The sequence below is a fragment of the Dyadobacter jejuensis genome (assembly GCF_003149085.1).
In the GTDB taxonomy this organism is placed as follows: domain Bacteria; phylum Bacteroidota; class Bacteroidia; order Cytophagales; family Spirosomataceae; genus Dyadobacter; species Dyadobacter jejuensis.
In genome coordinates, this window is the sequence record NZ_QGDT01000012.1 from 23611 (window position 1) to 46479 (window position 22869).

At 47.4% G+C, this 22869-nt stretch carries 14 protein-coding genes; 4 read left to right on the plus strand and 10 right to left on the minus strand.

Features of this window, described 5'->3' with window-relative positions:
• Positions 1-303: 303 nt before the first annotated feature.
• Positions 304-1356, plus strand: coding sequence for a class 1 fructose-bisphosphatase (gene fbp, locus CLV98_RS18530; protein ID WP_109676913.1), 1053 nt, complete (start codon positions 304-306; stop codon positions 1354-1356).
• A gap of 762 nt (positions 1357-2118) precedes the next feature.
• Here fbp and CLV98_RS18535 read toward each other — a convergent pair.
• The 3 genes from CLV98_RS18535 to CLV98_RS18545 form a co-directional block, all read right to left on the minus strand.
• Positions 2119-2652, minus strand: a complete 534-nt coding sequence (locus tag CLV98_RS18535; protein ID WP_109676737.1) for a ferritin — start codon at positions 2650-2652, stop codon at positions 2119-2121.
• Positions 2653-2765: 113 nt separating this feature from the next.
• Positions 2766-3038 (minus strand): hypothetical protein, encoded by a 273-nt coding sequence (locus CLV98_RS18540; protein ID WP_229203457.1) that lies wholly within the window; start codon positions 3036-3038, stop codon positions 2766-2768.
• A gap of 237 nt (positions 3039-3275) precedes the next feature.
• Positions 3276-4946 carry a glutamine--tRNA ligase/YqeY domain fusion protein gene (locus CLV98_RS18545; protein WP_109676747.1) on the minus strand — a complete coding sequence of 557 codons (1671 nt, stop codon included), beginning with the start codon at positions 4944-4946 and terminating at the stop codon, positions 3276-3278.
• A 107-nt stretch (positions 4947-5053) separates the two neighbouring features.
• On the opposite strand from CLV98_RS18545, the gene truA reads away from it, so the two are divergent.
• Positions 5054-5815, plus strand: a complete 762-nt coding sequence (gene truA / locus CLV98_RS18550; RefSeq protein ID WP_109676749.1) for a tRNA pseudouridine(38-40) synthase TruA — start codon at positions 5054-5056, stop codon at positions 5813-5815.
• A gap of 99 nt (positions 5816-5914) precedes the next feature.
• Here truA and CLV98_RS18555 read toward each other — a convergent pair whose 3' ends face one another.
• A complete protein-coding gene (locus CLV98_RS18555; RefSeq protein ID WP_109676751.1) occupies positions 5915-6463 on the minus strand; it encodes a carboxymuconolactone decarboxylase family protein in 549 nt (182 codons plus the stop codon).
• 106 nt (positions 6464-6569) lie between these two features.
• The gene (locus CLV98_RS18560; RefSeq protein WP_109676915.1) at positions 6570-7400 is read right to left on the minus strand and encodes a helix-turn-helix domain-containing protein; all 831 of its coding nucleotides are present in this window, start codon (positions 7398-7400) and stop codon (positions 6570-6572) included.
• Positions 7401-7646: 246 nt separating this feature from the next.
• On the opposite strand from CLV98_RS18560, the gene CLV98_RS18565 reads away from it, so the two are divergent.
• Together CLV98_RS18565 and CLV98_RS18570 are read left to right on the plus strand one after the other, a co-directional pair.
• Positions 7647-9722: a sulfatase-like hydrolase/transferase gene (locus CLV98_RS18565; RefSeq protein WP_109676753.1), complete on the plus strand. Its 2076-nt coding sequence runs from the start codon at positions 7647-7649 to the stop codon at positions 9720-9722.
• A 729-nt stretch (positions 9723-10451) separates the two neighbouring features.
• Positions 10452-11021 (plus strand): RNA polymerase sigma-70 factor, encoded by a 570-nt coding sequence (locus CLV98_RS18570; protein ID WP_109676755.1) that lies wholly within the window; start codon positions 10452-10454, stop codon positions 11019-11021.
• Positions 11022-11132: 111 nt separating this feature from the next.
• On the opposite strand, the gene CLV98_RS18575 is transcribed toward CLV98_RS18570, so the two are convergent.
• The 5 genes from CLV98_RS18575 to CLV98_RS18595 all read right to left on the minus strand — a co-directional run bounded on the left by CLV98_RS18575 (position 11133) and on the right by CLV98_RS18595 (position 22859).
• A complete protein-coding gene (locus CLV98_RS18575) occupies positions 11133-13502 on the minus strand; it encodes a GH92 family glycosyl hydrolase (protein ID WP_109676757.1) in 2370 nt (789 codons plus the stop codon).
• Positions 13503-13555: 53 nt separating this feature from the next.
• A complete protein-coding gene (locus CLV98_RS18580) occupies positions 13556-16375 on the minus strand; it encodes a heparinase II/III domain-containing protein (protein ID WP_109676759.1) in 2820 nt (939 codons plus the stop codon).
• Positions 16376-16650: 275 nt separating this feature from the next.
• Positions 16651-18459: a RagB/SusD family nutrient uptake outer membrane protein gene (locus CLV98_RS18585; RefSeq protein ID WP_109676761.1), complete on the minus strand. Its 1809-nt coding sequence runs from the start codon at positions 18457-18459 to the stop codon at positions 16651-16653.
• 23 nt (positions 18460-18482) lie between these two features.
• Entirely contained in the window at positions 18483-21827 is a 3345-nt protein-coding gene (locus CLV98_RS18590) for a SusC/RagA family TonB-linked outer membrane protein (protein WP_109676763.1), read from the minus strand.
• 51 nt (positions 21828-21878) lie between these two features.
• Positions 21879-22859 carry a FecR family protein gene (locus CLV98_RS18595; RefSeq protein ID WP_109676765.1) on the minus strand — a complete coding sequence of 327 codons (981 nt, stop codon included), beginning with the start codon at positions 22857-22859 and terminating at the stop codon, positions 21879-21881.
• Positions 22860-22869 lie beyond the last annotated feature (10 nt).

Sequence of the window (22869 nt, forward strand, 5' to 3'; positions counted from 1 at the left end):
CAAAAATTCATTAAGTTACTAGAAATCAGTTTGTCTTGACTCCATAAATACTACTGCTGGTCTTTAAATTTGACAAGACCTACAATAAATAAGATTAAAATGAGAATCTAGGGAATGGTTTAGGGGAATTGTTTTTTTATAGCGTCATTTATTACATGGATTGCTAAGAGGTTGGCGAGATAGTTTTAATTGTATCGCCGACATTTGTTTAAATTCGGGTCATTTCTCCCTCACCATTCTGGAGCTGTTCATTTAAGGTTGTACAATTTTAACGATAGCATATATAATTTAATCATGGGAAATATGACTTCAAAAGGTGAAAAAATGGCTTTACCGGTAGGGATTACCCTCGATCGGTTTATCAAACGAAACCAAGGGGCCTTTCAATTCGCTTCAGGAGAGTTGTCTCAGCTACTCCGGGATATCGCTTTGGCGGGTAAAATCATCAATAGGGAGGTTAACAAAGCGGGGTTGGTAGATATTACCGGGGCCTTAGGGACTTCTAATGTTCAGGGGGAAAACCAACAAAAGCTCGATGTGATCGCCGATATTCGTTTTATCCGTGCCCTAAAGAATGGGGGCGAGGTATGTGCTATCATCACCGAGGAGGAGGATGAGATCATCTATACCGGCAACGATGACGCCAAATATGTGGTGGCCATTGACCCGCTCGATGGCTCTTCGAATATCGATGTGAACGTCTCGATAGGGACCATCTTTTCGGTGTACAGCAGGGTGACGCCCCGGGGCACCAAGGCTACCATGGAAGATTTTCTCCAGGGAGGCCGTAAGCAAGTAGCGGCAGGATATATTCTTTACGGCTCGTCTACGATATTGGTGTACACCACCGGAGCGGGCGTCAACGCCTTTACCTATGAAAATTCCTTGGGCGAATTCTTCCTTTCTCATCGGAATGTCAAATCCCCAGAAGATGGAGCCATCTATTCGGTCAATGAAGGGAATTTCGATGATTTTTATGATTATACCCAGCGTTATATCCTAAATTGTCGCAAGCGACGTATGTCGAGTCGGTATATCGGTTCGCTGGTAGGGGATTTCCACCGCAACTTACTGAAAGGGGGTATATACCTCTATCCACCAACTCCCCACTACCCACAGGGCAAATTACGGTTATTATATGAATGCTATCCCATGGCCTTTATAGCCGAGCAAGCAGGTGCCAAGGCCATCGATTGTGAGTCCGATATTTTGGACGTCAAACCAGTTTCGTTTCACCAAAGAAACTCGATCTACATCGGCGCCCCAAAAATGATCGAAGAGCTAGAGCAATATTTTAAAGAAAGAGGAGACTACGTAATCAAAGCCGCTAGGTTTGAAAAGGTGGGGGAGAATTAGGTGGATAGGTTGTTAGGGTGTTAGGTTGTTAGGCTGTTAGGTTGTTAGGACTTAGGTCTTAGTTGAAGGTTGAAGGTTAAAGGTTAAATGTTAAAGCGCTCCGTCGTACAGGTAAAGCTGTCACCCTGAGCCTGTCGAAGGGCAGTCGAAGGACAAGTTTAGTTATTAGGACTTAGGTCTTAGTTGAAGGTAAAAGGTTAAATGTTAAAGCGCTCCGTCGTACAGGTAAAAGCTGTCACCCTGAGCTTGTCGAAGGGCAGTCGAAGGACAAGTTTAGTTGTTAGGACTTAGGTCTTAGTTGAAGGTTAAAGGTTAAATGTTAAAGCGCTCCGTCGTACAGGTAAAGCTGTCACCCTGAGCGCGTCGAAGGGCAGTCGAAGGACAAGTTAGTTATTAGGACTTAGGTCTTAGTTGATGGTCTAAGGTCAAATGCTGCCGCCGCGTGGTTGAAAGGGGGGCTTATTGCTTATAGCTCACAGTCGATTGCTGAAAGCCGACTGCCTCAGCTGTTAAAGCGGTCCGCTCAGCGTGCCTGAACCTCGAGGTGGACCTTTTTAACGAAAACAGGGCAATACAGCTTACAGCCTAAAACTGTAAACCCGCTGCCTAATCCTTTAAAACCAAAAAATGCTTGGAATTTACTACCAATCTAATGAGTAAATTCCAAGCATTTTCAGTTTGCCTTCTACAGCCTACAGCCTACAGCCTACAGCCTACAGCCTACAGCCTACAGCCTACAGCCTACAGCCTACAGCCTACAGCCTACAACGCAGTGGTTCCAGGACCTATCTTCGCCATGGCTTTGTCGATATGATAGAGGCCGGTTCCTTCTTCGCCGATCACGTCGAAAAGCTCTAGGGCACGACGGGCGTTATCTTCTTCCTCTACTTGTTCGTTAACGAACCATTGCATCAGGCTTTCAGTAGCATAGTCTTCGGCGCTACGGCTGGCGGTAACCAGGCGGTTAATCGACTGGGTCACGCTAATTTCGCTTTGAAGGGCCGCTTCGAAAACGCTGCGGAAAGAGCTAAAGTCCTGTTTTACCGGTCCGATTTCGGGGGCGATGGCCGTTCCTCCTACTGTCATGATGTAGTTAAAGAGTTTGAGCATATGCGCACGCTCTTCGTCGGACTGGCGCATAAAATGGGCGGCACTGGTCTTAAACCCGTTGCGGTCGCACCAAGAGGCCATGGCCAAATATTTGGAAGAAGCTTCGGCTTCCATTTTTACTTGGCTATTCAATAGTATTTCAATTTCCTCTTTCAAAGAAGTATGTTGTCTTAATAGATCTTTCATAGGTGGTTGTATTATTTGGTATATTATAATGAACGCAAATTGTACAAGATAATTCAGACAACCAACGCTGTAGAAAAATTTATAATTGGTCTAAAACGAAGGTGCTGGTTAGGCTAGGCCATGGAAGGGTCCTGATACAGGGCCACATGCAGCATGGAGTTGAGTTCTATCGCAAAATGCGTACCATTGACCAACTCGCGCACCTGAATGAATTCACAGAGGGGAAGCTTATGGTATAAATTGAGGCAAGGGGCCTCTATACATTCATAATCGGCTTCGTCGGATAAGTCAAATAGTTTACTATGAAGGTCGATGCGGTTAATTAGCGAACGAAAATGCAAGAAGTCGAGGATACGAAAAGAAGCATGCATTTCTTTATACTTCAATACAATACGAGATGTTTTGTCACATTGATAGCTGGATCCGAAGGGAACACTAAATAACTCGTTAATTGCTTTCACCGAATGAAGAATTGGTAAGGTCACTAATTTGACACAAAGATAGGAGAGGAGAATGAATAATTCAATTTTATTTTAAAACATTCTAGATAAAGATAGCCGCCCCCTTCCAGATAAACTTGGAAGGGGGCGGCTATGACTGTAATTTCTACAATAAGAGGTAGGCTATTTCCCAGCTTTGGCCCAGTTATCTCTCAGGGTAACGGTCCTGTTAAATACCAATCGCTCGGGGCTGCTATCCTTATCTTTGGTAAAATATCCTTTTCTCAAAAACTGGAACGATTCTCCTTCTACAGCATCTTTTAAGGCAGGCTCTCCGATGGCTTCTATTACCTGTAGAGAGTGAGGGTTGAGGTAGTCCTTAAAGTCCCCTTCTTGACCTGCAGCGTCTTCTACGGCAAAGAGCCGGTCGTAGAGGCGTATTTCCATAGGCAAGCCTTCGGTGGTAGACACCCAGTGAAGGGTCCCTTTTACGTTGATGCCCGAGGTGTCGGATCCGCTTTTTGAGTTTTCAATGAGGCTACAATTCACCTGCACCACTTCCCCGTTTTCATCTTTTACGAAGTCGTCGCACTGGATAATATAGGCACTCTTAAGGCGCACCATTTTTCCTGGTGCGAGGCGGAAGTATTTTTTGGCAGGCACTTCCATAAAGTCGTCCCTTTCTATAAATATTTCGCGGGTAAAAGGCACCAGGCGGTCTCCAGAATCCACCATTTCGGGGTTGTTTTCACTGGTAAGCCATTCGGTTTGCCCTTCGGGGAAGTTGGTGATAACAACCTTTAGAGGATCGAGTACCACCATGCGGCGAGTTGCTAGCTTGTTAAGGTCTTCCCGGATGCAAAACTCCAAAAGGCCCACGTCGATCATGTTTTCCCGACGTGCTACGCCAATCCGGTCGCAGAAGTCCACGATGCTATGGGGGGTATATCCTCTCCGTCTTAGGCCACTGATCGTCGGCATACGGGGGTCGTCCCAGCCGGTCACATGGCCTTCTTTTACCAATTGTAAGAGTTTACGCTTGCTGGTTACGGTATAGTTGAGGTTCCTCCGTGCAAATTCGATTTGACGGGAGGGGTAAATGCCCAATTGCTCAATAAGCCAGTTGTATAGCTCGCGATGCGGCATAAACTCCAAGGTACATAGGGAGTGCGTCACCGTTTCTAGGGAGTCGCTCTGGCCATGGGCGAAGTCGTACATGGGGTATATGCACCAAGCATCTCCTGTACGGTGGTGGTGGGCATGTTTTACTCGGTACAATATAGGATCGCGCATCAGCATATTGGTGTGCGCCATATCTATTTTGGCCCTTAGGGTCTTGCTACCATCGGGAAAGACTCCTTCCTTCATCTGGGCAAAGAGCGCCAAGTTTTCGGCGATGCTGCGATCGCGGTAGGGACTGTTTTTGCCGGGTTCGGTGGGCGTTCCTTTCAGCAGCGCAATCTCTTCAGAAGAAGAGTCCTCTACATAGGCTAGTCCTTTTTCTATCAATTGAATGGCGTAGCCATATAAAGTATCGAAATAATCGGAGGCAAATAGTTCGTTTTTCCACTCGAAACCCAGCCAGCGGATGTCATTTTTGATGCTTTCCACATATTCCGTATCCTCGGTGGTAGGGTTGGTATCATCGAACCGAAGGTTGGTGTAGCCCGGGAATTTTTTGGTAAGACCAAAATTCAGACATATACTGGAGGCATGACCTATATGCAAATAGCCATTGGGTTCGGGGGGGAAACGTGTGACGATTTGGTCATATTTGCCCGAACGAAGGTCCTTGTCGATTATCTCTTCTAAAAAATTGAGGCTTTTCTCTTCTTTTTTCTCTTCGGTATGCATACTATTCCTTAAGTGTAAATGGAATTCAAAGTTAATGTACTTAGAAGGAATTTTTGCAATCTGATTCATGAAATCGCAAAGTCAGGGACTTTATACTAATTTTGGGCATGCGTTATTTCATCGAATTTAGTTATAAAGGAACGGCCTATCATGGGTGGCAGAGGCAAAACAATGCCATAGGGGTGCAAGAGATATTGGAGCAAGCACTAGGGAAAATACTCCGGGAGCCTGTGGCTATAACCGGCAGTAGCCGTACCGATACCGGCGTCCATGCCACTCAGCAGTTTGCCCATTTCGATAGGGCCGAGGGCGCCGCTCTGCCCCCCCGACTCGTATACCGGCTCAACGGCCTACTGCCCGACGACATAGCGGTGGCTGCCCTGCACCGGGTAGACCCTGAGCTCAATTCCAGGTTTGTGGCCACCCACCGACGTTACGAATACCGGATCTCAAGGACTAAGAACCCCTTCCTTCATGAAGTGGCCTATGGGTTATCGAGCCCGGTGGACGTGGACCGTATGAATGCCGCCGCCAAAGGGCTGCTGGGACTTCACGATTTTGAGAGCTTTAGCAAGGTGCATACCAACGTCAATAACTTTAGGTGCACCATTACCCGGGCCGAGTGGGAAGTGCGGGGCGACTTATGGATTTTTCATATCCAGGCCAATCGATTTTTGAGAGGAATGGTCAGAGCTGTGGTAGGAACGCTTTTGGATATTGGCCGTGGAAAGCGTAGTGTCGAGAATATGAAGGAGGTAATCGAAGCACGCAATCGGAAGTTTGCTGGCCCGCAAGCACCCGCTGAGGGGCTATTCCTGGTAGAGGTAGGCTATCCGGAGGGCTTGTTTTTGGAAACCTATCGAGACTAAACGCCGGCAGGGGTCAATAAAAATGGGGCGACAGCCATAACGATAGGAATTTATCGTTCTGGCTGTCGCCCCGCGGTTTGTCGATGAAGTGTATTAAAATTAAGCCTCTACCTCGTTCAACTCGGGAGCCAAAGGAAAGTCGATGGCGAAGTCGGTGAGGTTATGAATGTAGTTGCTGATGACCTTGTCGCCCACCACAATCACCACGTCGATCAGGTTGGCTTCGGTGTAGCCTGCGTCGAAGAAGGCCGTTTTGGTGGCTTCATCTACTTTTCCTCGGTTGGTAACTACCGCCGCAGTAAGTTTTACCAAGGCGTCGATTTTGGCGTCGAAGCTGGCCGATCCACCGCGAAGTTCCAGAACTTGCTCGTCGGTAAAGCCATTCATCTTGCCCAATACCGTATGTGCCGATTGGCAGTACCGGCAGCCGTTGATCTGGCTGGTGACCAAGTTAATAACCTCCCGCTCTTTGGCTTTTAAAGTACTTTTGCGGTTTTGAAGGGTGAGGTAGTCGCCTAGAGCCGTCTCATTTTTGGCGTAATAGGCATATAAGTTAGGAACAAAACCCAGGGATTTTTCCAATTTCTCAAATATGGCCTGGTTGGCTGGGGTAACTTCTGCTTTGGTAGGAACTGCGTATTTAGACATCGTCGTGTTCGTTTAAAAGGTTGATTAAAAATCTATGATGCAAAGTAAACACCCTTTAAACCCGTGCCGATAGGTAGGATTGCCCGAAGGATAGGCAATTTTTCCCTTAGGACTTGTCGCGATAGTCGGAAGGTGCTATTCCAGACTGTTTCTTGAAAAAACGCCCAAAGGTTTGTAGATCCTCGAAGCCTAATTCGTAGGCGATCTCTTTGATGCTCCAGACGCTGTTCTCCAAAAGTATGCGGGCTTCCATCATTTTCCGATCCTGAATAAATTGCAAGGGAGTTTTTGAAGAGAACTTGGCGAAATAATTGGATAGGGTCTTCGGCGATTTATGGAGCATCGACGCATATTCGGCTACGGTATGATGGGTTTTAAAATGGGTCTCCACCAAAAAGTTGTATTCCCTAATCAAATCAACCTGCCCATTTTCTAGATTTAGATACGAGGACTGGGCCTTATATATCCGCGTACATAAGATCAGCAAACGCTTGAGCAACATTCGCAACATTTCTAACTGCAGGGTATCCTCCGTTTTTAATTCATGTAAAAACAAACTGTAGAGGTGCTCGAATACTTCAAGTTCGGCTTCGGGGAGTTGTATAACGGGTCGCCTGCTCGCTCCAAAAAAAAGAATGCCTTTGCAGCCAACCTCACTATCATGATCGATGATACAATAAAATGGGCGATTGAACTGGACGAGTCGAGCTCCATGGAGGGCCACTACTTCTATGGCGTCGAATTCGGTAAGAAATACGATTTGGTTTTTGTCAAACGTTACGGGCGTGCCTCCTATGACGAGCTGGTTATGGTCGTGGGTGAACCAGATGAGTGTCAATCCACTGGGGCCTATTACCTTTAGGTCTTTGAGTGATTGGGCAGTAAGGGCCTCTACCCTCAGAAAAGGATCTTTGGATTCGGAGTGATGTACAGACATAGGGAGGTTGTAGCTATAAAATTTACCTTTTGACTCGAAAGATCTACCCAAAAGTAACTGTAAAAAGTTCCGGCTGCAAGGGGAGGGTGGAGGAAGGAGGCCTGTCAACCGCCATGAAACCAAATGATATTATAGCTTGTAGAAATTGAAATGTGGCGGGTTTGGGGAAGGTTTCTGCCAAAATATAAGTAAAAAACCCCCTTTACTTCTTTCTAAATTTTTTAGATCAACATTATTGTGAAATTTATGTTTAAATCAATTTTATGGAGCAGCTTAGCCGTGCTAAGTGCGCTAACGATACAGGCCCAGCCTAAAAAGACCAAAAAGCCGAATATCATCTTCGTGCTGGTCGACGATATGGGGTGGGGCGACGTCGGGGCCTTTTGGCAAAACCAGCGGCTCAAAAATAACGATCGCAGTGAGCCCTGGCAGTTTACCCCCAGCCTCGACGCCATGGCCCATCAGGGAGCCATGCTCACCAATCACTACTGTGCAGCGCCCGTTTGTGCGCCATCTCGGGCATCTATCCTGCTGGGAGTGAGCCAAGGACATGCCAATGTACGCGATAACCAGTTCGACAAGGCTTTGCAGGATACCTATACCTTAGGGAATGTATTACAACAAGCGGGCTATAAGACCGGCCTGGTAGGCAAATGGGGACTGCAAGGCAAAGCCGATGTCGAGCCCAACTGGCCTGCCCACCCCTTAAACAGGGGGTTCGACTATTCTTATGCCTATATTCGACATAAAGATGGTCATGAGCACTATCCCAAGGAAGGTATTTACAGGGGACGCATGCAAGTTTGGGACAACCGTCAAGAGGTATCCGAAGGCTTGGACAAGTGCTTTACCACCGATCTTTGGACCGCCGCTGCCAAAAACTGGATACAGAAAGAAGTAGAGCAGTCTAAAGGAGAGGATCCTTTCTTCCTGTACCTCGCTTACGACGTCCCTCATGCCGTATTGGAATTGCCTACGCAGGCGTACCCGGCCGGTGGAGGGCTCAAAGGGGGCCTTCAGTGGCTAGGGAAGCCAGGGCATATGATCAATACTGCATCGGGGACGCCAGACTCCTATGTGCATCCCGACTACGCCAACGCCACTTACGACCACGACAAGAATCCAGCCACTGCCGAAGTGCCCTGGCCCGACACTTATAAGCGCTATGCTACCCTATGCCGGAGGATCGACGACGGCGTGGGCGATATCATGAAGCTGCTGAAGGACTTGAATATCGACGAAAACACCATGGTGGTGTTTACTTCCGATAATGGTCCGTCGGTAGAGTCGTATTTGCCCGAGGAATATGCCAAATATGAGCCCACTTTTTTCAATAGCTTTGGGCCCTTCGATGGCATCAAGCGCGACGTATGGGAGGGAGGCGTGCGCATGCCGACAATCGTGAGTTGGCCTGCTGCCATTGCCGGACAACGGGTGATCGATCAGCCTAGCGCCTCCTACGACTGGCTGGCGACTTTTGCCGATGCCGCTCAACTACCAGCACCAGCCCGTACCGACGGTGTATCGTTGATCCCCACCCTGACGGGCAAGGGAAAGCCTAATACCAGCAAGGTGTATATCGAGTACAAGCAGAATGGGAAAACGCCAAGTTTTGAGGAGTTTGACACGAGCCATAGAAATAGAAAACGCAATAACATGCAGAAAATCCGCAAGGGGGATTATGTAGGCGTGCGGTACAATATCAGCACGGCGTCCGACGATTTTGAAATATATGACGTGGTAAAAGACCCTCAAGAGACCAAAAACTTGGCAGGTGAACCCGCATTTAAAAAGCTTCAGCAGGAATTTAAAGATGAGGTGTTGCGGATACGACGTCCCGATGCAGAAGCCCCAAGGCCTTATGACCAGGATTTTGTGCCAGCCTTATCCATTGAGCCTACCAAGGCGGGACTGCAATGGTCCTATTTTCAGGGAGCATACCCCTGGGTATCGTCGAATATGTCTGGTAAACCGAGCAAAAAGGGAATCTTGAAGTCCAGCGACCTGTCGCAAGTGAAGATGAAAGAGGGAATGGCCGTGGTGAAGGGCTATATCAAAGTACCTGCCGATGGGAACTACCGGTTCTCTATGGAGGCTAACGGTTCTTTCCTGATGCGCATCCATGACGCTACCGTGCTCGATGGGAGCTATAAATATCAAAACGGTCAAGCACTTAGCGGCTCTGTGGCTTTGAAAGCCGGTTTCCATCCCGTTACCTTGGTGTATCAGCATGCCGAATCGGGCCAGGCCAATGGTACTTTGCAGTGGCAGCAGGCCGACGCCGCCCCGAAGGTACTGGGTGCCGGCGACCTATTCTATTAATCAATAGTGCTCCTACCTCATTGCGAAAACGAGGTAGGAGTACTTTCACCCTATAAATTAGGGTTAAGGTTGGTGTCTACATACGGTAGGGGCAACCAATACTTCGCCTTCGGCATATATCGTCAGCATAAAGGCCTGGGAGTAATGTTTTTCTATTCCAGATAAAGTGCTTGGTTTTTTTAAAGCATGACCCACTACGATGAGCCCTTTCAAAGAATTCAATTCACTAAATGCTTATTAGAGTAAAGGAGGTCTATTTGATGGACCCCCAATGAATATGGCAACTGAACTTTTTGATTAGTTTACTTTTTTATAAAATTTACCTAGTTGACACGTTCAATTATTTTATTGACGGGTCAACTGGACGCAGTTGTTCTAAGTATTTGATTGTCGTATCCAATTTTGTAGCGTCAGTATATTTGTATTTTAAAGTCATGAGGTTTAGGAATTAGAGAGGACAGGACCGTTCCAGCTGATTCCTACTAAAAAGACCATGGCCATAGCTGCGATTTGGTTGCAGGGGTGCTTCAAGGATAACCGATGATAGGTCAATAGCTATTGGTTTGCCAAACTGAAGAAATGTAGGCTTTCGATGAGGGTAAAATGTGCTATTTTCGTCTGATATTTATTGAATATTTTGTTTTTTTAATATAATATTGAAAGAATGTTAGTTGTGTCGAATATTATGGTTCGGTATAACCCACTATATGGACATCCTGACCTGAGCATATGCAAGACACTCTAGTTACCGATATTTTACTTTTAAATTTGTTAGCCGCTGGTGACCAGGAGGCTTTTCAGCAGATTTATGAAAAATACTGGTACCGGCTCTACAGGATTATCAAGGCGAAAGTGAAAGTGGAGGCTGAGGCGGAAGAAATGGTGCAAGATATCTTCGTAGATATCTGGGAGCGGCGTCACCGTTTAGAAATTTCGGACTTAAAAAGTTATTTGTATTCTGCAGCCAAATACAAGGTTCTCAATTATATAAAGGCTCAAATTATCCGCAGAACCTACCAGAAAGATAGGCTAGAAACACAAGTCGATTGTGATAGCAATACCGAGCAGGATCTGGCATTCAGCGATCTGAAATCGGCCATTGCCAATGGGATAGAGGACCTGCCCTCTAAAACAAGGGATATTTTTAACCTGAATCGCCTCGAAGATAAGTCTGTCAAAGAGGTGTCCCTACTGCTGGGCATCCCGGAACGTACCGTGGAATACCATGTAAACAAGGCCCTGAGTACTTTGAGGATCCACCTAAGAGATTTTACCTTGCTACTTATTTTATTACTATAATATTAGGAGACCTAAAGTTCGGGTTCTCGAATGGAGTATACCCAAAATACAAAACCCCAATGGAAATGACCATTTGGGGTTTGTATTTTGTGCTTAGCGACAAAAGGGAGGTTAGGGAGTCATGGATGGTGGTGCTTGCTCTGGAGCACTACCCCAATTTTTGTTGGGCTTATTGCCAACTTTCATTTTCAGGGTGGTCCCAGATACCAGGTCTTCATGGTATATCCAAGCCCGATCCAAGGGTTTCCCGTTCACTTGTGCCGATTGGATGTAATAATCGCCGGCTTGTACATTTTTCTTGTTGGTTTCGATAGTCAACAGCTTTCCGGAATAGTATTTCGGGTTGAGTTTGATTTGTACCTTGTCGAAAAGTGGCGTAGTGATTTCGTAATAGGGTTTTTCACTCGTTCCACCGTTGGTAGAGAAGATTCCGATTTTCATTAAAACGGCCAGAGAGCCCATCAGCCCCTGGTCTTCGTCGCCACTGTAGCCCAATTCTGGGGATACATCGCTGTATACTTTCTCGATCACCTGTTGAGTCCAGTATTGGGTAAGCCATGGAGCCCCCGAATAATTGAACAAATAGGCCGTCTGCATACAAGGTTGATTGCCATAATTGATATACACCTTGCGGTTCATTTCCAAGGTTTCCCCCGCATGGTTTTTCCCGGATACAAAATCGTGTTTTTGTGCAAATTCGAAAGATTGGTTGAGTTTTTCGGTAAAAGCCTCTCTGCCACCCATCAGCTGGCTCAGGCCTTTTAAATCGTGAGGGACCCACCAGGTATACTGTGCCGCATTCCCTTCTACCCAGCCATTCTGATAGCGTAGTATGTCCACGGGTTCAGCCCAATCGCCATTTTGCTCTCTATTCCACATCCAGCCAATCTCTTTGTTCCAAATGTTCTTGTAATTGCTGGCGCGCTTGTTAAAGGTTTCGAAATCCTCGGTTTTTCCCAGTTTTTTGGCCAGTTGGCCCAGAGCAAAATCCTGATAGGAATATTCAAGTGTTTGAGCGGAGCCGTCCTGGTGGCCACCATACCTTTTTTTGGTAAGGGGATGAGGAATATATCCTTTTTCAATATAGCTTTCTAAGCCTCCTCCAATCGTCGTATTATGTTCATAGCCCGCTTTGCTCATCATTCCTCCTGGCATATGGTTCTTGACAAGCCCCTGGTAGGCCTTGTCGATATCGAAGCCACGGATGCCTTTCAGGTAGGCACTGGTGATAAATGGGGTTGAGGAGGCGCCCGTCATTACGTACGTATAGTTGCCTCCCGAAGGACCACGAGGAATAAGCCCGCCGTCGTCGTACATCAGCAGCATGGAATTGATAAATGACTCGGTGATTTCGGGATATACCAAATGCCATAGGGTATTCAGAGACCATTGAGCCCCCCAAAAGGAGTCGGAGTTATGGTGGTTAAAACGTGGCTTGCCCGATTCGTCCAAGGGTATTTGTTTCACTTGTGGGCTGGGGCCTGTATTGTCGGTGTATTTACCGTTGGCATCACTTATAATTCTACGACCTTGTAGGGCATGCCAAAGGTCGGTATAGAAGCGGCGCTGCTGGTCGGTGGAGCCTCCTTCTATGGCTATGCGTCCGAGTTTCTCGTTCCATTCGGCCCGGGAGTCGGCTACTACCTGGTCGAAATTCCAATGAGGGAGTTCGGTTTTCATGTTGAGCTTGGCTTGTTCTTCGCTTACGTAGGAGATCGCCACCTTCATTTTCCTGACTTCATTTTTTTTGGTCGCAAAGCTCAAATAAGCCCCAATTTTCTCACCTTCTACCACGTCGCTGCCCTCCTGTAAATTGCCTTTTTGCCAAGTCTTAAAGGTATCGAAGGGTTGTTCGAAACTAGCCGAAAAATAGACGGTCACTGGTCGGGGTCTACGGGAGGTGGCCGCCATAACCACGTAGCCTGAAAGCTCTCGGTCGCTGATGCGCTGAATACGGCCTCTTTCTTGTTCAGAAGGTCCTAGTACGGTAGTAAAGTCGAAGAGGATATGGCTCTGGGTAGAGGCTGGGAAGGTATATTTATGGAATCCTACTCGGGTGGTAGAGGTTAGCTCGGCCGTGATGCCATAGTCCTGAAGCGCTACCTTATGATAACCCGGCTTGGCTATCTCCCCGTCGTGAGAATATGCCGACTTATAGGCCTCTGGGCCTTGGTGTCCCTTAAAAGGACCCGTGGTGGGCATAACGGGTATTCCCGACAGCTGCCAAGCATGAATATGGCTGAAACCACGTATATGTTTTTCATTATAACGGTAGCCAGAATTCCATGCTCCATCCAGGATCATGTCGGGACTGAGGTTGACCATTCCGAATGGCCTGGATGCCGAACTAAAGAAAAACCAGCGCGAATTGGCGGAGTCTACGAAAGGATATACCAAGTCGACAGGCTCCTGTTTGGGTTTAAAAGAAAAGAATAATAGGCTGATAAAGAGCCAGCTTAAACGGTTTAGTCTTCTGATCATGATTTAAGGATTTGTATTGAAATTGAGAGGTGAATTGGTTTTGGGATTAAGGATTATGGCTCCCCGAAAACGAGGGTGGCAGAGTCTATCGCTCCACTGATTCGGAATTCTAAAAGGTTCTTATGTTGGCGGCTCGGCGTACCCTGTAGGGGTTGGCCGGGCTTTCCGTCCTGGTAGGTGGTCAACTCAGCGGTGACGTGCTCCGATACGGGCACACCCAGCAGCATAGGTCGGTCGGTTATGACTTTGTACCCTTCTAAGGTTTTTTCTATGCTGGCCGTGAAGGGTAGTCCTAAGGCCTCCATGCGCCATCCTTGGGTATTAAATTGATACATTTCCGACAAAAAGATAAATTCAGGTTTATGTTGGCTCCTTTGACTCCTCACGATAGACAGTCCTCCCTTCTGGTAAAAGTCATCGTCGAGCTTCACCTCATTTTTTCCTTCCAAGGGGGTGATGATATCCAGCATATCGCCGGCGGTAAACACCTTAATGGTAGGAGATAGGCTATCGAATACTACTTTTTCTATTGGGTTGGGCTGGTCGGCTATCCTTGGATTGTATATTACCGCAAAGGGATTATTCCAGGCCGCTGCCTTTTTTTGTATAATAAGCGTAGGGATGTCCTGATCTACTATTGCGCTGGGTGCTGTTCTGGAATTTAAGGCATTGGATGGGGGAGCTAGCGCCGTATAAATGGTTTGTTGATCCTGCCCTTTTATCCATAATTGCATCTGGTGGTCGGCCTGCCCGCCAACGGGCACTTGAAATACGGCTCGGAGATCTTGATCGGTACTCAGGAGGGTTTTGTTGGTAAGGTAGTCGTAGGCCTTCAGATCGCCCTGGTGGCTGCCTAAGTCGGTAGTTGGTTGGCTTTTGAGTGGGCTATTATTGCTTCCGTATAACGATATTGAACTGCCTATATTATGGTAAAAATAGTCGTGTCGTTGTTGGCTGGCACCAGGGATATGGGATCTGAAAATATCCAACATATAACCAGGTCCTCCTGCGGTAGCGACCAGGGCCGTCAGTCGCTGCTGCTGGGCGAGAGTGCGTGGCTCCACAAAAGAGGTGCGGGCGTAAGTGACTTTGTCGAATGCGGGAGCGGGTGCTCCCGCTATGGGGTAATGAGCGTCTAGGGAAAAAGGATGATGCCCACGCATGGAAGCATGTGAGGACTTACCGTCCACTACCACCGTATTATGTGCCGGAAATTGGGCGTAATAATCCCGATGATCGGGATGCCAATAGCTAGGGCCTTTGCCCATGTCGGGGCCCATCACGTAGCCGTTGGCGAAAAACTCCAGGGCTATCCCGTTCGCATGGGCGTGGTTTCCGTAGGAGCCCACCAAAGATGCCATCAGGGCATTTTTGTCTTGCCCCAGTCGCTGTATGAAAAGACTCACATTGGGGGCATAGAAGGTCGGTGTCGTAAGCAAGGTCGGTGTTGTGTTTGGCTCTGCTTTTTGTAGGTCGTCCGAATAAAAGAACAACTCGAAGAGGCTATGGGCCTGGCGTTGGTAAGCCCCTTCATGAATGGCCGCTGAAAGCTGCTGCGTTATCTGATCGGCTTTTTGAGTTTGGCCATTTCTAAGGTAATTGGTGAGTAAAAGTTCGAAGGTTTCGGAGGGAATTCTGCTGTGGCCGGTGTCGCCAAAGCCCACTGTGTGGCCACTAGGAAATAAGTATTGAAAGGATGCCCAAACCGACTTTTCGATGATAGGATAATTCTCCAGCTCATTTTCGCCAGTAAAGTGCTCTAACAGGGTGAGTATGCGCAATAGGGAGGCCGTTACGTGGAGGGAATAGCCCGGCGACTCGGGCCATATTCCCGTCTGTTGGTCGTAGACCCCTAGGGACTCTCTTATCGCCAATTGCCGCTCTGTAGATATATTGAAGATATGATCGAGAAAATATTGCCTGCCTTGGCCATTGGGATAGTGCTGGTTATCGTCTAACACCAAGGCAATATACATCAGAAAGTGTGCTTGGAAGAGATTCCAATTATTGTCGGCCACCCCGTTTTTGATGATCTGATTGCCCCATTTCTGAAAAACAGCGGTGCTGAGGGCTTTGTGGTCATGGCTCAGTTGATCGTATAGGAAATCATATATGAGGGCTAAGGGGACCACGCTTTTTTCGTGTATGACTTCGAAAGTGGCCAGACCGATGATTTCCTGCTGATGGGTCTTCAGGAGGTCGATGGGGGCTTCCCTATGGTACATTCCTTGCATATAGGTACTAAAAACGGGAAGTGCCAGCTCGGCATACTCCTGGCGGCCTGTCAGCCAGTATAAAAAAGCGGCATCCTGAGCCAAGAGTAGAATTTGATTGTTGATACCCTCAATAATATTTCCCGATTCGTTAGGAAGGACCCATTCTGTTTTGCCCGATTTTTTATGTTTAAGTCTTATCCCCCTTTCGTCGTCTTGGAAAGGGACAATCTGCTCCAGAGGGAGTGAACGGTAATCGGTGGCCCAGTCGCGGCTACCCGAAAACCGAACCGTAGGCACTGGGGCCTGTCCTTCGGAATGGGAGAATTTCCCACCCTTTACAAATACCTTTTGGTGTTTGGTATTCCAGTTCATCTGCAATCGTGATAGGAGCCAGGTGCTGTCCTCTTGGCAATATGCCAGGTACGGTGCGAGCTTTTTTTCAAGGTTGGCTATATACGCTTGTTTCCATGGGGTGCGCTGTAATGTGCTTTGCCAGGCGTCTTTCTGTCCGTCTTTTACCAGTATTCGGGGATGGCTGTCGCCTTGAGCTTGGGTAGGGAGGACGGCCGTCCATAGGATCCATGACATGGTAAAAATGCATACTAGGGCTTCTTTTCCGAGGTTTTTCATCACTTGTATGGCGTTAATATTATTCATGATATGAAAATGACTAGCGATCAAAATTGATCACTAGTCATTATTTTTCTAACCTATAAAAGGATCCTGAGGCTCGCAGCTTATTTGGGTCCTTAACAGGCCTGTTCAATAACCACTACCGATCTCCTTCCTCAATAGGGGTACGTTATGAACGGTTTTAACCGCAAGAGCGAAACGATTTTTTTTAATTATTTGCGAATTCTTTTAATTTTTGATGGATTGGACCATGTTTCGAGAGCCTTAAGCCCTATTAATAAAAGGGGTGTTGCCGTCAGTTAATAGCCTTCGTTCTGAGGGATATTAGAGGACGATCTATCCAACTCCTGCTGAGGAATAGGCCTTAGCAAGTGAAATTCTTGTATCTGATTGCTTATTCTCGTCCATGGATTCATGGCTTTGGCTCTCTCAATCAGCTTGTTGGTACGTTTGAGGTCATACCAGCGCATTCCTTCGGCAAGTAGTTCCCGTGCTCTTTCATCCAGAATCAGGTCAATAGAGATATTCGCAGCGGTAGCCCGGTACGATTTGGACTCCAGTGATGCATAGTCGCCTGGGTAAAGGGCCGCTTTCGGGTCGGCGCCTAGATTGGTACCGAGGGCCCTATCGACCACCTTGTTGTAATACACTTCTGCCCCTCCAAGTTTAGCGCCTGTTGCCCCTTTCAGTATGGCTTCAGCTGCAATGAGGTAGGCCTCTGCCGAACGGAAGAGTATAAAATCAAGGGTGCCATATGCATCACCATAGGGGATGCCTGGCTCCCAAAATTTCCACATCATCGGATATTTTTGTTGGTTATGGAAGGCCGACTGGGCGCTAATAGCGAATTGATCGGTGTTAAGAACCGCATAATGTTTTTTGCCACCCACATCGATACCCTTTTCGGCGATAGTAGCGGGTTTGTTCCATGGGCTGAAATACACTACGGTGTCACCTACAGCAATGTTAATTTTGGTATTGGCGTCTCCCAAAATAGGCTTAAAGTCCTTGACGGGTAGCAAGGCATAGATGGCCTGAACGAAATTATGCGCATAGCGGGTGTCGAGCTGAGGATCGTAGAGCCTATATGCCGATGGGCTAACGGTATAGTCGTTCAAATGCCTGTTATAATCGCTGGAACGGCCCTTGGTGCCAGGAGTATCCTCGGCCCCACTTCCAAATATTGAATGGGCATTATTGCCCCCATCGTAGGTAAGCACGTCGTCGCTGTACTGAACGGCAAATACAATTTCCGGGTTGCGATCGTTCTGCGTGGGAAAGGTCTCCTTTAAAGGATTTTTTGAGTGCTTGGGGAACAAGTCGGTATAGTTGGCTGCTAGCGGATAAGCCGCTATCACCTTATCGGCATAGGCGAGTGCAGTGGTAAAATCGGCGTTGGATCCTCCGAGCGACTGCTTGAAGTTCCAGCCTCTCGTCAGGTAGACCCGGGCTAAAAGGAACTGCGCTGCCCCTTTGGTGGCTCTGCCGTAATCGGTGGCGGTAACGGGTAATGCCTGTTCGGCCTCTGTAAGATCCTTGATGATTTGGGCATATACCTCGGCCGCAGGTACGCGAGTTACTTCCTTCGAAAAGGTAGTCGACTCCGTAAGGGGCATGGGAACATCACCAAACTGCTGTACCAAATGAAAATAACTAAAAGCCCTCAGGAATTTGGCTTCCGAAACACGTACCAATTTTAATGCCTCGTCCATCCCCTCGATATTATCCACCCGACTTATAGCCGTATTGGTTCTGCCAATTTCGGAGTAAAGAGTATTCCATAAGGTGTTTACCGACCCATTGGAGGAGTTGAAACGGACATCATATTGGTTTAGGGCATTTCCGGTATTACCTGAGGCCGCCTTGTGCCAGCCTTCGTTGGTAAACAGATCGGTGCCTTGGTATACTAAGTCACGCTGTCTGGAAATATCTCTTAGTAAGGGATAACAGGCCCTCACTAGGTCCTCGTATCCGGTGGCATCTACAAAGTAGGACTCAGAAGTTTGGGTAGATATGGAATTTTCATCCAAAAAGTCCTGGCATCCGGCCAATGGGGTTAGCCCTAAGCATATCAAAGAGGCTATCCGGAGTTTAACTATAAATTTCATAATATTAGTGCTTAATGGGTGAATCAGAAGGATAGGTTTAGGCCGAACAATAATATCGAGCTGGGTACGTCGTCGTCGTAAGCAGAGGAGTTGTATTCAGGATCTAAACCGTCGAATTTATGAAACACGAATGGGTTCGAAGCCTGGGCATACACCCGCAGATTACTCAGTCCATACCTATTCAAGGCCTTTCCAGGCAAGGTATAGCCTAGGGTAATATCCGATATTCTGATAAAGCTTGCATCCTGATATTGGATAGCCGTCCGATAAGGGTTGGCTGCCACCACACCGAAATAGTCATTGGATGGGTTTTGGCTGGTCCAATAGTTCAGCTTGAGGTGGTTATATCGTCCACTAGAAATTTCCCCCATGGTTCCGCTTAGCATGTTGTTGCGGTACTGAGCGCCTTGTCGGGTATAGATAAAGCAGCTGAGGTCGAAGTTATTGTAGCTAAAGCGATTGGTGACGCCCAGTAGCCATTTGGGCAGTGAGGAGCCCAAGATAACCCGGTCGTCGATTCCATCATTGGAAGAAATCTTTCCGTCCTGGTTTTGGTCTACCACCCGCACCGACCCAGGTACTTGGTTGTATACCTTGGCTTCATCTATTTGGTTGGTTTGCCATATGCCGTCAAATTTGTAATTATAATTGACCTTTACAGCTTCTCCTACAAACAGACCGTTTCCTTTGTCCTCGTCAATTCCGCCGCCATATAGCTCCAATATGGTATTTTTATTGGTAGAGAAATTGAAGTTTGTACTCCATTTAAAGCCTTTTAGATCCAAATTGACCGTATTCAAGTTAATTTCAACCCCCTTATTTTCGATTTTACCAACGTTAGCCGTTATCTCGTCGAAACCAGTAGAAGTTGGGATTTTTTGAGACAGGATTAGATCTTCCGTTTTCCGGTTATAGAGTTCAATGGCCGTCGTGATACGGTTGTTAAAGAAACCCATGTTGATACCGAAGTTGTACTCCTTACTTTTCTCCCATTTAAGCTGACGGTTGGCCAAGTTACTCGGGGCGAATCCATAGGCAGGGGTTCCATCAAAGTCGTACGAAGTCTTGGAGATATTGGCTTGGGTAGAGTAGGGGCTTACCGTAGCATTGCCCACTACGCCATAGCTCAACCGAAGTTTAAGGTCTGAGAAAACGTTCAGATCGCGAATGAACGTTTCATCACCTGCTCGCCAGGCAATGGCCGCCGATGGGAAGAAAGCCCATTTGTTGCCCTCCGAAAGTTGGGAGGCACCGTCGGAGCGGCCCGTTAAGGTCAACAGGTATTTGTTCTTAAAACCGTAATTGATTCGACCCATATAGGAAAGCAAGGCGTTTTCGGACAGGTTACTACCCACCCCCGTAATATTAGCCGCTGTACCTAAGGCATACCAGCCCGATTCATAAGCTAGGTTGTTGACGGAAATAGTGGAGGTTTCATAGCGGTTTTTAAAGGCACTTTGTACGGCCGTTACTGTTAAGGAGTGCGAAGCCTTATTCAGTTGGTAATTCAGGACATTATCCCAGGTGTAAGTGCCCGTGGCGCGGGTGTCGTATTGAGCCCTAGGTTTTTGAGTGGTTTGTTGTGACTTGGTATAGGTGCCTCTATAGTCCCCCTCCCTTTCAGAATTGAAGGCAGTAGAGATAGAAGAACGAAAGGTTAAGCCTTTAAAAGGTTCAAATTCGACATAGGCATTGGCCAGTATGGATGACCCTTTGTTTTCGTGTTGGTAGTTGTCGCGGTCGCCCTCCACGATGGGGTTAAGTACCTGCTTGTCATTGATACCCATCCATACGGCATAGCCTTGGTAGTTGAGGTCGCTACTTTCGGCCGGATTAATCACGTCCTCATAAAGGTTTACCCCCGTAGGCCGGGCCCTATATGCCGACCGTATGGCTTCGTTGGAGCCTAGCTTGTAAAGGTTATAGGTATAGTAGGAACTGAAGCCTACTTTTACCTTGTCGTTCAGCTTGCTGTCGAGGCCCCCTTTTATGCTATAACGCTCGAAGCCCGTTCTGGCTATGGTTCCTCCTTCTTTCAAATATCCTCCTGAAAAATAATAGGTGGTATTGTCACTTCCTCCCGATACCGATAGGGAGTGGCTGGTTTGTAAAGTAGGTTGGGTAAGCAGATCGAGCCAGTCGGTCGACTTTCCCGAATTGACCATATCCAATTCGGTGGTCGTAAATTTTTCTGCTACGCCTCCATCCATTAACCTATCGTCGTTATAGGCCTTATAAAAATCCTGAGCCGTCATTAGCGCTGGTAGGTGGTTGGGAGTCTTTTGGCCCACATAGGCATCGTAGCTGACACGGGGTTTACCTGAGGTCCCTTTTTTAGTCGTAATGATAATGACCCCATTGGCTCCTCTCGACCCGTATATCGCCGTCGACGACGCATCTTTTAATACATCCATCGATTGAATGTCGCTGGGGTTAAGGTTGTTGAGATTCGCTCCCATCACCCCATCCACCACCACCAAGGGTTCGTTGGTAGAGTTAATGCTACTTTCGCCCCGAATGTCTATGGTATAGCCTGCTCCTGCCTTATTACTGGTTTTTTGAACGTTCACCCCAGCGACCTGGCCTTGAAGGGCTTTGGCGGCCTGTACCGGATTGGCCCTTACGATATCCTTGGACTGGATAGAACCTACGGCTCCCGTCAAATCATTCTTTTCTACGGCCCCATATCCGATTACCACTACCTCTTCTAAGGCACTCTCATCGGACTTAAGCTTGATGTCGACAACCGTCCGGTTGCCCACTTCTAGCTCTTGTTTTACATAGCCCACATAGCTAAAGACTACAAAGGCATTTTGCTCGGGAACGTCTATGGAATAGTGCCCGTTGACATCCGTTACCGTGCCGCGTTGCGTATTTTTGATCACCACACTCACACCCGGCAAGGCTTCCCCACTGGCATCGGTCACCGTACCGGATATTTTCTTGTCGATAATCTCTGCCTTTTCTAGGTCTTCAGCCATGAGGGGCTTATAGGTGCCGCTCTGTGCCGATGCAGTACTGTTGGAGTCCTTGGTTTTTTTAACGATCAAATAGCCCCCATTTTTCTGCCGCTTGTAGTCTAGCCCTAAAGATGGCAGTATCTTCTTAAAATTGGATTCTATAGGCTGGTTCCAATCGATTTGCGTCGCGTTGAGGAACTGGTTTTGTACCGATCGGTCGGAGTATAATATGTCGGCCTTATAATGTTCCTTAAAAAGCAGGAGTACGTCGGCCAACTTCAGCGTAGCCGCCGTTTGAACGGTCTCTATGGCCGCTGGTCTTGGCTGGTAAGCCAAGGTCTGCCCGATTGTAGGTGGAATTAATCCTCCCATCAAGAGCAGTGAAAAAATAGTAATGTTTACTTTCATATTAGATTGGTTTAAGTTATTGTTCAGAGTACTCGTGCCAAGATTTCCTGGCTAAGGGGTGGTGATGGTCATCTTCTTATCCTCTATGCTGTACTTCAATTCTAAAACCTGAGCGATAGACTCCAGCAGGTCGGTAGCATTTTTGGCTTTAAAGGATCCAGAAATCGTCAGGGCACTTAATCCTGCCGGGCTGATCGCCACATCGTAGCCATACTGCTCTTCCAACGTTTGGGCGACTTCGGCCAAGGGGGTTTGGTCAAATTCGTAACGGGACTCCTTCCAGGCCGCATATACGGTGGGTCGTGGGGTGCTTTTTTGAATTACGGCTCCTGGCTTTTGTACAGTTGCCATTTCGCCTGGGCTCATGACGACGCTGCGCTTTATTTTTCCATTGCTACGCTCCAGTCGTACGCTCCCTTTGTTGAGGATCACCTGTGTCTTTTTGTGCCGGTTGTAAACGGTAAACTCTGTTCCCAATACTACGATATCTAAGTGGTTGCCGGTTTTTACAACAAATTTTTGATGATTGGGCAGGTGTGCTACCTTAAACTCGGCTTCACCTTGCAGATATACCGTTCGGGTATCGACCCCAAAATCCCAGCGGGGTACGCGAAGGATGGAGTTGGCATTGAGCGTGACCATACTGCCATCGGCAAGGGTCCAATGGTTGATTTCTCCTGGATTCGTACTTAGGTGTCGGTACCGAATGTCTTCCTCCATCAAATAGGCTAGGCCGGCTATCAGGACAAGGCTTGCCGCCAGCCAGAACCATGACCTGAGCCAGGGGCTTTTTTTTGGGACCGTCTTTTCTTCGGTGGTAAGATTTTCTATTGAATTATGAAAATGGAGTTGGGCACTAGCAGTATCCGTTAAATATTGAGGACGGCTGGCTTCCCATTCCTCCAAATATTTGTAAAATAGCTCCTCGTTTTCGGGTTTAGTGGCCCATTCGTCTATCATTCGCCTCTGCATGGCGGTGGCCTGACCGGCAAAATGATCGAAAAGGAGTTGTTTGGAAATTGCTGAATCCATGGCGGGATTT